We start from the raw sequence: 12520 nt of genomic DNA on the forward strand, positions 1-12520 counted from the left end.
GATCCACTCGAACATCGACCGCCTCCGGATTTCCAGCAGGCACTTGGCCGAGCGCACGGGCCCGGGGATGCGCTGCGCGGTCAGGCAGCCGCTTGTCGCGGCACGACCTTGAATACGTCCCCGCTCGCGGCGTACACCACGTGTACGTCCTCACCCGAGGCCCGTAGCGCCTCGACCACCGCATCCAGCACCGGTAACGACCGGGGGCTGCCGGCAGGCAGCTGGCGGGGCAGGGCCATGGGTGAAACGCGGAGCGGCTCGTGAACTGTGGTCATTTCAGGTTCCCATCTCAGGGTTGAGTTCTCCCGGCCAGCGGGAGAACGCCCCGCTGCTTTCCTGTCCGGCCGCAGTTGTTCTCGACCGCTTCGTCGGCCTCGGATCACCGCGACGACGGCAGAGCCAGCATGCCCCGCGGCGATGAACGGCAACTCAACGGCCTGCTCAATGCCCCTGCGGGGCGAGGTCTTCGGTACGCCGATCAGGGCGCGGGCGACGTCCTCGCCCAGCTGCTCATCGTGCCGGGCCTGCCAGTGCGCGGCCCAGGTGGCGTACAGCGAGGCGCAGGCCAGCCCGAGGATGCGCGTCAGGGTGTCGGCGCCGGTGAGCCGGAGCCACCCGGTGGTCGGCACCCCGCGCCCCCTCTCCTTCTGCTCCCCAGGTACAACAGCCCGCCTACACCTATCAGCCACGTACGACGCCATCGGCGACTGTACGTATCGGAACGGAACTGACCGCTTCGGTAGCTCACACCGACCGACAAGGGCGCCAAGTCGCCCACTCCAGGCCTCTGTTGACACTCGGACCGGCTCCGGCCAGGGGAAACGTTCTTACAGCAGAGTTACGGACAAAGCGTGAAGACCCCCGGCAACTCCGGCCATGACCTACGGATCCCGGCTACGTTCGGCGCGTGCCTTTGAGCCGCACCGTTTCTGCAGACGTCACCCGCATCTTGATCGCCCGCATCGTCGCCTGCGTACGCCAGGGGGACGACGCCGCCGTCAACACACTGGTCGGAGCCTTCGCCCGGCACGCCGACCTCCACGACCTCTTCGCCCTGCGCACGGCCCTCAACGGGGCGTCACCGCCTGGTCGTTGACCATCTACGAGCCATGGACCATGAGTCTTGAGCTGCACAGCCAACCGTCCCTGAGCGCAGATCGCCCGTGCGCGTAAGCGCAGCAATGCCCCCCCCAGCCGCTTTCGCTGCTTGAATCGGCACATGCTGAAAATTGGATCTGTTGTGCTGGGAGTTTCGGATGTGCCGCGTGCGGTGGAGTTCTGGACCAAGGCGCTGGGATACGTCCCAAGAGAGGAGCCGGAGGCCGACTGGGCGGTGCTGATTCCGGCGGGAGGAACCGGAACACAGCTCTCGCTCGGCCTCAGCGAGACTCCGGTACAGGAGCACCCGCGGATTCACCTGGACCTGTACGCCGGTGACGCGGCCGACCAGGCCGCCGAGGTGGAGAGGCTGGTATCCCTCGGAGCCCGGCACGTCGACTGGGACCGGTATCCGCAGGACGCCGATTTCATCGTCCTCGCGGACCCGGACGGAAACCGCTTCTGCGTCATCGACACCAGTCGCGGCTGACGGCTGTCCCAGCCATGGAGGCGACTCCGGGGCTTCGCGGCACCAATCCGTGGCTCAGCCCTGTGGTTACCCATTCCCCGAAACCTTCGTATGCCGCGGTTGTCCGCGCACCCCACGCACTCCGCACCTTCGCGGCAGCCCTGGTGGGCCGCCTCTCTTGCGGGATCGTCTTCATCTTTCACTGACCGTGGCACTGATGGAAGCGACCGGCTCCTGCGCGTGGGCCGGCGCGGCCGCGCATGGGTGTTTTCCTCAGCACTGAGGGTGGGGTTTCCTCCGTGTGGAAACGGGGGCTGGCTCCATGGTCGTCGTGCAGGGCCGGACGGCACGCTTGATCCATGAACCTGCGTACACGACATCGTCTGCCGTTGCTCGGCCTGCTCGCCGCCCTCTGTCTGGGCACGGTGGCCCCGGTGGCGCGGGCCGGCCCCCGTACGGCTGACCCGGCCAGTGAACTCGCCCGTACCGCGAAGCCGTTGGATGATCTGCGATCACTGGAGCGGATGGTCGGCGACGCGAAGGTGGTGGGGATCGGCGAGGCGACCCACAGTTCCGCTGAGTTCTTCCAGACCAAGCACCGGATCTTCGAGCACCTCGTCGAGAAGAAGGGGTTCACCACCTTCTCCCTGGAGACCAGTTGGGGTGGCGGGCAGCTGATCGACGCGTACGTACGGACCGGCAAGGGGGATCCGGCGAAGGTCCTGCGGGACGCGGTGGACACCCCGTTCTGGAACAACGAGGAGTATCTGGACCTCATCCGGTGGATGCGGCAGCACAACGTCCGCCACCCCGGCCACCAGGTGCACTTCATGGGCAATGACATGGGCTTCGCGGGGCCCGAGCTCTTCGACAAGGTCACCGGATACGTGGCGGAGCGGTACCCGCGGCTGCTCCCGCGCTTCGAGGAGCTGTACCGGTCGTCCAGGCCGACCACCGGCACCGACGCCTGGATGAAGGCGTACCTGGCCAAGCCGCGCGCGGAGAGGCAGCGGATGGCGGACGACGTGAACCGGGCCCTCGCGCTGCTGGAACGGCAGAAGCCAGGAAAGGACCGTACGGAGCACACCTGGATGGTTCAGAACGCGCGGGCCATCGCCCAGGTGGGGACGTTGTACGCGTACGACCTCGAGGGCGATGTCGCCGGGGCCATGCGCTACCGCGACCGGACCATGGCCGAGAACACGGTGTGGTGGCAGCGGCAGACCGGGGACCGGGTGGTCCTGTCGGCGCACAACGGCCACATCGGCTACGAGACGACCGACCCGGCGCATTACCCGAAGCTGCAGGGCGCCTTCATGCGGGACCTGCTGGGCAAGGCGTACATCAACATCGGCACCACCTTCGGGCAGGGCTCGTTCAACGCCAACGACACCGAGCAACCCGGCGAGCCGATGCGGAAGTTCACGCTCGGACCGCTGCCCGCGAGCAGCAACGAGCACACCCTGAACCGTGTCGCGCAGCGCGACTACTACATCGATCTGCGCACCGCGACCGGGCCCGCGCGGCAGTGGCTGGACAAGGCCCGCCCGACCAGGTCCATAGGTACGGCCTACCCCTGGCCCAACTCCGAGGCCCCGAACCGGCTCGGCGCCTCGTACGACATCCTCATCCACTTCAACCGGGTCTCGGCAGCACACCTGCGCTGACCTGTGTCCCCCCAGCGAGCAGTGCCCGGCGCGGTCGGCTGCCGTCGCATCGGCTAACCGTTGAGGGCGGGGTAGTCCAGGTAGCCTTCCGCGCCGCCGCCGTAAATACCGCTCTCGCGGGGCGGGTTGAGCGGGGCGTCAGCGGCGATGCGCTGGGGCAGGTCCGGATTGGCGAGGAAGGAGCGTCCGAAGGCGTAGATGTCGGCGAGGCCGGCGTCCAGTGCCTTCTCGGCCTGCGCACGGGTGCCGGGACCGGGGCCGAGTGCGTCGTAGGTGGCCATGAGGGTGCCGCTCCAGCGGGGGCGCAGGTCTTCCAGGGCGGGGTAAGCGCCGGACTGCACCACGTTCAGGTACGCCAGGCCCATGGTGTTGAGGGCGTCGAGAAGGCGGTGGTAGCGCGCGGAGGGGTCGGTCTCGACGATGTCGTTGAGGGGGTTGCCGGGGGAGATGCGCAGCGCGGTCCGCTCCGGTCCGATCGCGGCGGCGACGGCTTCGACGGTCTCGATCGGGAATCGGACGTGGTCGGAGTAGCCGTCGGTGCGCACGTTGGCGTTGTCGGAGAGGAATTGGGCGGCGAGGTAGCCGTAGGCAGCGCTGATCTCGACGCCGTCGAAGCCGGCGTCGATGGCGTTGCGGGCGGCCGTGGCGTGGGACTCGATCGTTTCGGCGACCTCGGCCGTGGAGAGTGCGCGCGGGACGACGTAGTCCTTGGGACCAGAGGCGGTGAAGACCTGGCCATGTGAGATCGCGACGGCCGAGGGGGCGACCGGCTGTTCCCCGCCGAGGGTATCGGGGTGGTTGACGCGGCCCACGTGCCACAGCTGGGCGAAGATGCGTCCGCCGGCGGCGTGCACGGCCTGGGTCACCCGGCGCCAGCCTTCGACATGGGCCGGCTCGGTGAGGCCCGGCACGCAGGGGCCTCCCTTGCCCAGGCGGTGCGGCCAGATCCCTTCGCTGACGATGAGGCCTGCGCTGGCGCGCTGCGCGTAGTACTCGGCCATGATCGGGGTGGGGACCCCAGTGGCGTCGTCGGCGCGGGCGCGCGTCATCGGCGCCATGGCCGACCGGTTGGGGAGGTGGAGGGCGGGGCTGCGATACGGGGCGAGCAGCGGGGAGTTCACGGGTCTCCTTGAGGTCACAGTGATGTGCATGCACCTACATTTAATGCAGGTGCATGCAAACAGTAATAGGAGTGCCGGTGCTTTGTCACCGGGGGAGGTGAGGAGGTGGCGTGCAGGTCAGGCTGACGCGCGGAGACGCTTGACCAGTTTGGCCAGCCCCGCGTCGGAGGTGGAGGCGGAGGCCACCTTGTCCAGCGCCTCGCCCAGCGCGGCTTCATAGATCGGGTGTGCCTGCGCCTGGCGCTCGCGTCCGGCGTCGGTGATGCCCAGATATACGCCGCGCCGATCCTCGGGGCAGTGGCAGCGCTCGGCCAGCTCGGCCCGCTCCAGCCGGCCGGCCAGCCGCGACACCGAACTCTGGTTGAGGCCGACCGCATCGGCCAACTCCTGCATCCGCAGTTCGCCCTCGGGTGCATCGGTCAGCAGGCAGAGCGCGCGGTACTCCGACAGCCCCAGTGCGCACCGGCGGTGCAGTACCTCGGCGAGGTGCTGCTCGATGCGCCCGTGCAGCGTCACCAGTTGGGTCCAGCGTTCGCAGTCGCCGTGGGCCATGTCTCAACTCCGCGTCTCGGCTTACCGCCGCATGATATATGCACATGCACACCTTGTATCTGCATGTAATGGGTGATGGGTGCGAGGCCCTTGTGTCAGGGGCCGGTTCCGTTGACGCAAGGGGTTCGCGCGGCAGGTCGACGGCGGGAGGCTGCTGTGGTCGAGACAGTCTGGGGCTGTCTTCAAGGGGCCCGGAAAACGCGGCCGTCCCACCTTCGGGTACTCGGTCCAGGCTTGGGCGCGTTCGGATCATGAGATGGCGATCCTGATCGATGGACTCATGCATGTGTCATCTATTAGCTTGCGAAGGGCTTGGAAATGACCTCGGCGGAGGATTTGTGCGCCGCCTTGCTGGAGGTGCCACCCGTGAGCTCCATGACTCTCAGTTCACTGTCCACCTGGAGGCCAGTGAACGACTCCTGGGCGGCCTCGTATCCGAGGGTGCCGGGCCGCAGGAGCGGCTGCCGGACGAGACCTCGACGGCGGCACTGGCCGTCACCGAACCCTCCGGACTCGGCAGCGATGTGACCTCGCAGGCAACCGACGTCACTGACGAGAGAGGCGAGTTGAGAGTCACCGGCGAGAAGTGGTTCATCAGCGAAAACCCCGCCGACCTGCCCCTCGTTCTCGCCGCCGACCCCCGGACAGGCCACCGGCTCACAGCGCAGCCCCGCCCTGCTGCTGGTCCACGCCGACGCACCTGGCGTACGGATCGCCCCCGTCGACAACTGCGGACTCCACGACCTCGCCGGACACATCACTTTGTCCCCGGCGCCTGTCAGCCGCGTCCTGCCGCCGGCCTGACGCGCCATCACGCGGCTGGGGCGGCACTGGATCCACGAGCGCGTCCTGCTCGCCCTCCGCATGGCGGCGCTGGCCGCAGCCGTACCGGAGCACGCCGCCGAGGGTGCCCGCGAGCGCCACACCTTCGGCACAACACTGATCGGCAACCAACAGGTCCGCTTCACACTCGCCGCCCTGCGCACCGAGACCGAGGAGATACGGGCCGCCGCGCTGCACACCGTACGGCCGCTGACCTCCGGCGGCTGGTCGGCCGACTATGCGGCTGCCTGCAAATACCGCGCCGCCCAGGTCCTGAACCGGGTCGCCGACCTGGCCCTTCAGCCGGCCGGCGCCGACGCGTACGCCACCGGCCCCCGCGTCAACTGGCCACCGGCCACCCGGCCACCCGGCCACCCGGCCACCCCGGTCCCCCGGCCGAGCGGGCGCTGCACGACGGTCAGGGCCTCTCCCCCGCGAGGGGCACCGACGAACTGATGCTCATGCAGACCGAGAGGGGATGAACAGGAATGACCACCTGGAACGCGGAGGCCTACGACGCCAAGTTCGGCTATGTCTCCGCCCTCGCCGGAGGCGTGAGCGAACTGCTGGCGGCCCGGCCCGGCGAGCGGATCCTCGACCTGGGCTGCGGCACCGGCGAAATCGCCGCCGAACTGCGCGACCACGGCTGCGACATGGTGCTCGTGGACGGCGACCCGGAGATGACCGAGGCCGCCTCCCGCCGCACGGGACAGCCCGCCCTCCTCGCCGACGGCCACGCCTTCACCGTCGACCGCCCCGTCGACGCGGTCTTCTCCAACGCCGCCCTGCATTGGATGCTGCGCCCCGCCGAGGTCGTCGCCCGGGTGCGGGCGGCACTGCGGCCCGGCGGGCGGTTCGTCGCCGAGATGGGCGGCGCGGGCAACTGCGTGGGCGTCATCGACGCGCTGCGCGCCGCCCTGGAGGAGCACGGCCTCGCCGAGGGCATGCGCTCGCCCTGGTACTTCCCGACGCCCGAGGAGTACCGGGCGCTACTGGAGGAGCACGGCTTCGAGGTGAAGGTGATGGAGCACTTCCCCCGGCTCACCCCCATGGCCGACGACGCCGACGGTGTGGTCGGCTGGCTGCGGATGTTCGGCACCACGCTGACCGCCCACGTACCGGCGGAGAAGCGGGAGGCCGTCCTGCAGCGGGCGGGGGAGTTGGCCGCGCCGCAGTTGCTGCGCGACGGCGTCTGGTACGTCGACTACTACCGGCTGCGCTTCGCGGCGGTGGCCGGGGCGTGAGGCTCTTCCCGCTGCCGCAGGCGGGGGCATCGGCCGCCACCTTCCGCACCTGGCCCAATGCCCTGGAGGGCGTCGCCGAGGTCGTCCCGGTCGAACTCCCCGGCCGGGGCACCCGTATCGCCGAGCCTGCGTCTGCCTCCCTTCCGGAACTGATCGAGGAACTCGCCGCCGAGTCACCCCGCCGCCGGGCCAGGAGTGGGCCGTGGTCGGGCACAGCATGGGCGCGCTGCTTGGCACGGGCTGGGCAGCGGCGGCGACCGCCGCGGGCCGCCCGCCCGCCTTCGTACTGGTCAGCGCCTCCGCCCTCCTGGCTGCACTCCACAGCAGCCGAACTGGAAGGCGGCGAAGAGGAGTTGTGGCAGCGCGTGGACGCCCTGGGCGGCCTGCCCCCGGCCATCCGCTCGCCCGCTGCCTCTTCGGCCGCGTCCTGCAGGCCGACGTCATGGCCTCCGCCCGCTACCGCCCCAGCGGCCCGCTACCGCCCCAGCGGCCCGGAACCGGTCGCCTGCCCCGTCATCGCCGTACGCGGCACCGATGACATCCTCGTCGCCGACTCCCTCCTGCACGGCTGGTCAGCCCTGACCGAACGCGCCTTCCACACCGCCACCCTGCCCGGCGACACTTCTGCGAACGCGGCAGCGACGACCTGGTCCCCTTGGTACGCACCCTTTGGTACGCACCCTCCTCACCCAGCCGCTCGACCGCCCCTTGACGGTGGCGGCCGAGGGCCGGCGACCGGCGTCGCCGTCCGGCTCCCTCCTCAGGAAGGCAGACCGGCGAGCCAGCCGGTCAGGATCCGGTTGACCTCCTCGCGGCGTTCCTGCTGGATCCAGTGGCCGCAGCCGTCGAGGATGTGCGAGGCGGCAAGGCCGGGCAGGGTGACGGGGAACGCCTCGATCGCGTCCGCCATCCAGGCGGTGGAGGCGTCCAGGGCGCCGCCGATGAACAGGGACGGCTGGAGGACGGGGGCCTTGGTGTAGTCGGCGAGGTCCTCCCAGTCGCGGTCCATGTTCCGGTAGCGGTTGAGCGCACCGGTCATGCCCGTACGCTCGAACTCCTCGGCGTAGACGTCGAGTTCGGCATCGCTGAGCCAGGCGGGCAGCTGCCCGGAGGGGAAGCGGTCGCGCAGCGACCCGCCGCGGCTGACGAAGTGCGGGTCCGGTGCGCCGGGGCCGGGCATGGTGTCGGCGGAGAAGGCGGCGTAGAAGCCCGCGAGCCAGCCACGGACATCCGGTTCGATCTCGGCCTCGGCCCGCCCCGGCTCCTGGAAGTAGGAGACGTAGAACTCCTCCTCCCCGCCCATCTGCGTGAATATCTCACTGGGACGCGGGCCGCCCGGCGGCGCGTAGGGAACGCTCAGCAGTCCGACCGCACTGAAGACATCGGGCCTGAGCAGGGCGGAGTGCGCGGCGATGGCCGAGCCCCAGTCGTGCCCGACGATCACCGCGCTCCGCTCGCCCAGGGCGCGTACCACGGCGACGCTGTCCTCGACCAGATCGAGCATCCGATACGCGGCCGCCTCCTCGGGCCTGGAGGAACGGCCGTAACCGCGAACATCGATGGCCACCGCGCGATACCCGGCTGCGGCCAGCACCGGCATCTGATGGCGCCAGGAGTACCAGGACTCCGGGAAGCCGTGCACCAGCAGGACCAGCGGCCCGGACCCCTGCTCCACCAGATGGATCCGTCCGGCGGGGGAGGGGACCAGACGATGGACGAATTCCGAGGCCTTGGCAGGTTGGGACATGAAAATCCTCCGGGGCTGAGAACGGGCAGGGAACAAGGATCATGCTACGGGCGACTGAGCACTACGAGTCTTGCTGCTGCTTCGGCGAATCGTCTCGCGGTGACAGGCTCCACGGACCGTCAAATCTTCCGCGTCGGCAGGGTCGTTGGGGGTGCGAGTGTGAAAGCCCGGCGCCCACCCGGCAAGCGGCGGCAACCGGGACCGCTGCGTGCGGGGCTGCACGTCGCCCACCACCCCACCCCCACCGCCCCCAGCGTCAGTCCGTACCTTCCGTACCTTCCGTGCCCTCCGCCCCACCCGTCACCGGCCCCCGAGCCGTAGGACGTCCCCGATCGCCTGGAGGACCGCGTCCTGGCGTTCTTCATGGAGCCAGCCGTGGCCGGCGTCCTCCAGGATGCGGTGCTCGCCCCGTGGGGCTGAGGACGCCAACTGGGCGTGCAGTGTCGTCTTGGCGCCGTCGATCTGACGCAGCACTTCTTCCGGCCACAGCTGCGCCTGGGCCGCGTCGCGCCCCAGCGCGGTGAGTACGATCAACGGCACGTCCGGCAGCGCCGATGCTTGCCGGAGTTCACCGGACACCTCGTCGTAGAGATTCCGGTCCTCGTACAGGCCGGCCTTCCACGCCGACGTGATGTGATGCTCGATGAGCGGGTGGCGGACACTGTCCGGCCATCTCGCGAAGAGCGGTGTCACCTGCTCTCGCGCCTGCCGGAGCTGTTCCTGCGTCAGGACTGGTAGCTCCTGGCTGTGCAGCTGCGCCAGCTTCTCCCGGGCGTGCTGAGGCGCGTGGTCGTGGAGGTTTTCATGGAAGGGGTCCAGCAGGAGCAGTCCTGCTGTCTCACCGGGGAAGCGGTGCGCGAACCGGCGCGCGTAGGCCCCTCCCAGCGAGTGGCCCACCAGCACGTACGGGGCGGGCAGCTCGGCGGCGCGCAGCAAGTCGTGGAGTTCCTCGGCGACTTCGGCGGCACTGCGAGGCAGCTCGGCCTCCTCGCTCCAGCCCGTCCCCGCCCGGTCGTACAGCACGCTGGTGGTCATCTCCGCCACCCGGTCGTGGACGTTCAGGTAGTCGAGCCCGACCATTCCGGCGCCCGGCAGGAATACTGCCGTCGGGCCTCCGGTACCGGAGCGGTGCAGCATCAGCCGCCGCCCCTTGACGTCATACAGGCGCCCCAGCGGAGGCTCGCCGGGATCGACAACTGCGGTGTCGGGACTGGACGCAGGCAAGGGGCACGGCATGGCGTACGACCTCATTCTCGATGTCCTCAAGCGCCGCTTCAAGCGCTGTTCTCAACTTTGAGAAAGGTATCGATGATGAGAATATCTGTCCATGGACACGGTTGACCTGCTCCTGCACCCCGTACGGATGCGCCTCGTGCACGCGATGCACGACGGCCGGACACGGACGACCACCGAACTCTGCGCCGCACTGCCCGACGTCTCGAAGGCCACTGTCTACCGGCACGTCGGCCTGCTCGCCGACGGCGGTCTCCTGGCGGTCGAGGACGAACAGCGGGTACGCGGCTCCGTGGAGCGCCGCTACCGGCTGCACCGCGACCGCGCGGTGATCGACGCCGAAACCGCCGCGGCACTGTCACCGGAGGACTACCGGAAGGGCTTCGCCGTGGCCATGGCCACCCTGCTGGCCGAGTTCAACGCCTACGTCGACCGGGACGGCGCCGACCCGGCCGCCGACTCGGTGGGTTTCCGCCAGCACTCCCTCTGGCTCAGCCGTGACGAACTCACCGAAATGATCGACGAGTTGCGTACGGTGATCGCGGCCCGCATGGCCCATGAACCCACCCCGGACCGCACGCGGCACCTGCTCAGCCCGATCCTCTTCCCCGCCGAGCCGCCGCCCCCGCGCGGCGACTGACCGCCGCGCCCGCCCGAGCCGGCGGACAAGGCGAGGGCCCTTATCCGGCACTCGGATAAGGGCCCTCACAGGTACGTCAGTCGGGTCAGTCGGCGCTCTTGGCGGCACGGCGGCGTACGACGAAGACCGCCCCGGCACCGAGCAGCACGGCGGCGCCGCCCGCGAGCGCGAGCTGCGGCAGCGCGGACGACGAGCCAGTCTTGGCGAGATCGCCACCGGTGGCGGTCGGCACCGGCTTGTCGGAGGCGCCGCCGGCGGTGGGTTCGGCGGACTTGCCGCCCTGCCCCGAAGTACCCGGCTTCGGCTTCGGGCGCTCCTTGTCGTCGACCTTGCCGGGCTTGGCCTCGTCGACCTCACCGGGCTTGCTGCCGGCGGGCAGCACCTTGAAGTCGTAACGCTTCATGGGGCCGAGAATGCAAGGGTTGTACTGATCGGAGGCATCTCCGGCGAAGAGGGCGAAGGCCTTGTCGGCCGGGCCCCCTTCCTTGAACGACATGCGCATCTTCACGTCGGTACGGGCGCCGGGCTTCAGGTCCTTGACGGCCGCGATGTGGTGGTTGCCCCGCTGGTCCAGTTCCTTCCAGGTGGAGCCGTCGGCCCACTCCACCTTCATGAAGTGCTGGTCCTTGTGTTCGGCGTCCAGACGGAAGAGCACCAGCGGATCGACGTTCAGCGTGCGGTCGGTGCCGTTGGCGACCGTGAAGGAGAAGTCGACCGTGGTCCCGGCGACGACCTTCGAGGGCAGGCCGTTGGCGAGGACGGTCAGGCCCGAGACGCGTACGCACTCGCGGGCCGCCTTGACCGCCTCGTCGGCCGCTTCCTTGGCCTTGAGGGTCTTTTCCGGGGCGCCCTGGACCAGGCTGTATTCCTGGACTGCCTTGAGCCGGGCGTCGGAGAACGCCTTCCAGGCCGCGTTGCTCTTGCCGTCGGCAGTCGTCTTGGCCTCAGCGGCCTTCTCGGCTTCGGCCTCGGCGGCCTTGAGCACCTTCTGCGCCGCGGCCTTCTCGGCCTCGTCCTTGGCCGCCTCCAGCGCGCCCTTGGCCTCCGTTACGGCCTTGTCGGCGGCTGCCTTTTCGGTAGCGGCCGCCTTGGCCGCCTTCTCCGCGGCGAGGGCTGCTGCCCTGAGCGGGTGGGACTCCTTCTCCATGCCGTTCAGGGTGGCCCTCAGCTTCTTGAGCGCCTCGGCCTGGGTGGTGACCGCCTTCTTGTACGCCTGCTCCGCGTCCTCGGCGGCCTTCTGCAGCTCTGCGTAGGTGAGCTTCTGCTGCGTCTGCGCGGGGGTCTTTGCGTCGGCCCAGGCGGAGCCGGCGGAGAGCAGGAGGACGGGCGCGGTCACGGCGGCGGCGACGGTGGTCGCGAGGGTACGGCGAAGAGTCACTGAGGCATTCCCGGGTCGGAGCAAAGGAGACCCGCCGTGCCGGCACTGCTCGGGCGGCGGGACGCCCGAGATCGTATGTCTGGACCAGGAGCCGAGGACAACGAGAAATTTACTTACGTGAATGTTTTCGCCCTGAGAACGGCGGGTGATTCGGGCAAATCGTCATAGTTGCCCACTTTGTGGCAACTTTCTCTGTGACGTAACCAACGATGGCCTTCTGGTCATTCCTGCACGGTTGACCGCAGGGTGGCCCCTTCGTATCGCGGCGCGGCCACCCTGCGACGTGAGGTCGACGGCGGGAGAACTCGGCTGACGCCGACGGGGTTGACGAAGGTGACCGAGTGCGTGGCGCCTTCCTGATTGAGGATCGAGCCGCCGTACGGCCACTTGAACTGGAAGTGCTGCCTCTCGTCGGGCGGCGGCCGCGCCACTCCGCATCGAGGACTCGGGGTGTGCGCCGACCAGTTCCCCACTTGGGCTCGTGAGTCGGTGCGCCACTCGACTGCGTACCGATCGACGAAGCGGCCCATCGGATCGCGGCAATGCGCG

Annotated in this window: 12 protein-coding genes; 6 read left to right on the forward strand and 6 right to left on the reverse strand. The window is 69.4% G+C overall.

Going from position 1 to position 12520, the window contains the following annotated elements; translation table 11 throughout:
- Positions 1-80 precede the first annotated feature (80 nt).
- Complete coding sequence (locus tag AC4IJH_RS30890; RefSeq protein ID WP_490855219.1) at positions 81-629, reverse strand: hypothetical protein; 549 nt, start codon at positions 627-629, stop codon at positions 81-83.
- Between the two features lie 278 nt (positions 630-907).
- On the opposite strand from AC4IJH_RS30890, the gene AC4IJH_RS30895 reads away from it, so the two are divergent.
- The 3 genes from AC4IJH_RS30895 to AC4IJH_RS30905 all read left to right on the forward strand — a co-directional run bounded on the left by AC4IJH_RS30895 (position 908) and on the right by AC4IJH_RS30905 (position 3234).
- Complete coding sequence (locus AC4IJH_RS30895; protein ID WP_490855220.1) at positions 908-1096, forward strand: hypothetical protein; 189 nt, start codon at positions 908-910, stop codon at positions 1094-1096.
- 123 nt (positions 1097-1219) lie between these two features.
- A complete protein-coding gene (locus AC4IJH_RS30900; protein WP_490855221.1) occupies positions 1220-1588 on the forward strand; it encodes a VOC family protein in 369 nt (122 codons plus the stop codon).
- A gap of 338 nt (positions 1589-1926) precedes the next feature.
- Positions 1927-3234: an erythromycin esterase family protein gene (locus AC4IJH_RS30905; RefSeq protein ID WP_490855222.1), complete on the forward strand. Its 1308-nt coding sequence runs from the start codon at positions 1927-1929 to the stop codon at positions 3232-3234.
- 53 nt (positions 3235-3287) lie between these two features.
- Here the strand turns inward: AC4IJH_RS30905 and AC4IJH_RS30910 are convergent, their stop codons facing one another.
- Together AC4IJH_RS30910 and AC4IJH_RS30915 are read right to left on the reverse strand one after the other, a co-directional pair.
- On the reverse strand, positions 3288-4355 hold the full coding sequence (locus AC4IJH_RS30910) for an alkene reductase (protein WP_490855223.1): 1068 nt from the start codon (positions 4353-4355) through the stop codon (positions 3288-3290).
- Positions 4356-4472: 117 nt separating this feature from the next.
- On the reverse strand, positions 4473-4907 hold the full coding sequence (locus AC4IJH_RS30915) for a MarR family winged helix-turn-helix transcriptional regulator (RefSeq protein WP_490855224.1): 435 nt from the start codon (positions 4905-4907) through the stop codon (positions 4473-4475).
- A gap of 849 nt (positions 4908-5756) precedes the next feature.
- Between AC4IJH_RS30915 and AC4IJH_RS30920 the strand changes: the two genes are divergently transcribed.
- A complete protein-coding gene (locus AC4IJH_RS30920) occupies positions 5757-6185 on the forward strand; it encodes an acyl-CoA dehydrogenase family protein (RefSeq protein ID WP_490855255.1) in 429 nt (142 codons plus the stop codon).
- A gap of 32 nt (positions 6186-6217) precedes the next feature.
- The gene (locus AC4IJH_RS30925) at positions 6218-6973 is read left to right on the forward strand and encodes a class I SAM-dependent methyltransferase (RefSeq protein WP_490855225.1); all 756 of its coding nucleotides are present in this window, start codon (positions 6218-6220) and stop codon (positions 6971-6973) included.
- A gap of 760 nt (positions 6974-7733) precedes the next feature.
- Here AC4IJH_RS30925 and AC4IJH_RS30930 read toward each other — a convergent pair.
- Positions 7734-8720, reverse strand: coding sequence for an alpha/beta fold hydrolase (locus tag AC4IJH_RS30930; protein ID WP_490855226.1), 987 nt, complete (start codon positions 8718-8720; stop codon positions 7734-7736).
- A gap of 300 nt (positions 8721-9020) precedes the next feature.
- The gene (locus AC4IJH_RS30935; RefSeq protein WP_490855227.1) at positions 9021-9944 is read right to left on the reverse strand and encodes an alpha/beta fold hydrolase; all 924 of its coding nucleotides are present in this window, start codon (positions 9942-9944) and stop codon (positions 9021-9023) included.
- A 103-nt stretch (positions 9945-10047) separates the two neighbouring features.
- Between AC4IJH_RS30935 and AC4IJH_RS30940 the strand changes: the two genes are divergently transcribed.
- On the forward strand, positions 10048-10593 hold the full coding sequence (locus tag AC4IJH_RS30940; protein WP_490855228.1) for a helix-turn-helix domain-containing protein: 546 nt from the start codon (positions 10048-10050) through the stop codon (positions 10591-10593).
- An 85-nt stretch (positions 10594-10678) separates the two neighbouring features.
- Here AC4IJH_RS30940 and AC4IJH_RS30945 read toward each other — a convergent pair whose 3' ends face one another.
- Positions 10679-11971: an LAETG motif-containing sortase-dependent surface protein gene (locus tag AC4IJH_RS30945; RefSeq protein ID WP_490855229.1), complete on the reverse strand. Its 1293-nt coding sequence runs from the start codon at positions 11969-11971 to the stop codon at positions 10679-10681.
- Positions 11972-12520 lie beyond the last annotated feature (549 nt).

The sequence above is a fragment of the Streptomyces sp. UF-297 genome (genome assembly GCF_058245575.1).

What these genes read in the sequence shown, in the direction of transcription:
- AC4IJH_RS30915 (WP_490855224.1), bottom strand. Translation starts at nt 4,907, where the DNA reads ATGGCCCACGGCGACTGCGAACGCTGGACCCAACTGGTGACGCTGCAC.
- AC4IJH_RS30930 (WP_490855226.1), bottom strand. Translation starts at nt 8,720, where the DNA reads ATGTCCCAACCTGCCAAGGCCTCGGAATTCGTCCATCGTCTGGTCCCC.
- AC4IJH_RS30940 (WP_490855228.1), top strand. Translation starts at nt 10,048, where the DNA reads ATGGACACGGTTGACCTGCTCCTGCACCCCGTACGGATGCGCCTCGTG.
- AC4IJH_RS30900 (WP_490855221.1), top strand. Translation starts at nt 1,220, where the DNA reads ATGCTGAAAATTGGATCTGTTGTGCTGGGAGTTTCGGATGTGCCGCGT.
- AC4IJH_RS30925 (WP_490855225.1), top strand. Translation starts at nt 6,218, where the DNA reads ATGACCACCTGGAACGCGGAGGCCTACGACGCCAAGTTCGGCTATGTC.
- AC4IJH_RS30905 (WP_490855222.1), top strand. Translation starts at nt 1,927, where the DNA reads ATGAACCTGCGTACACGACATCGTCTGCCGTTGCTCGGCCTGCTCGCC.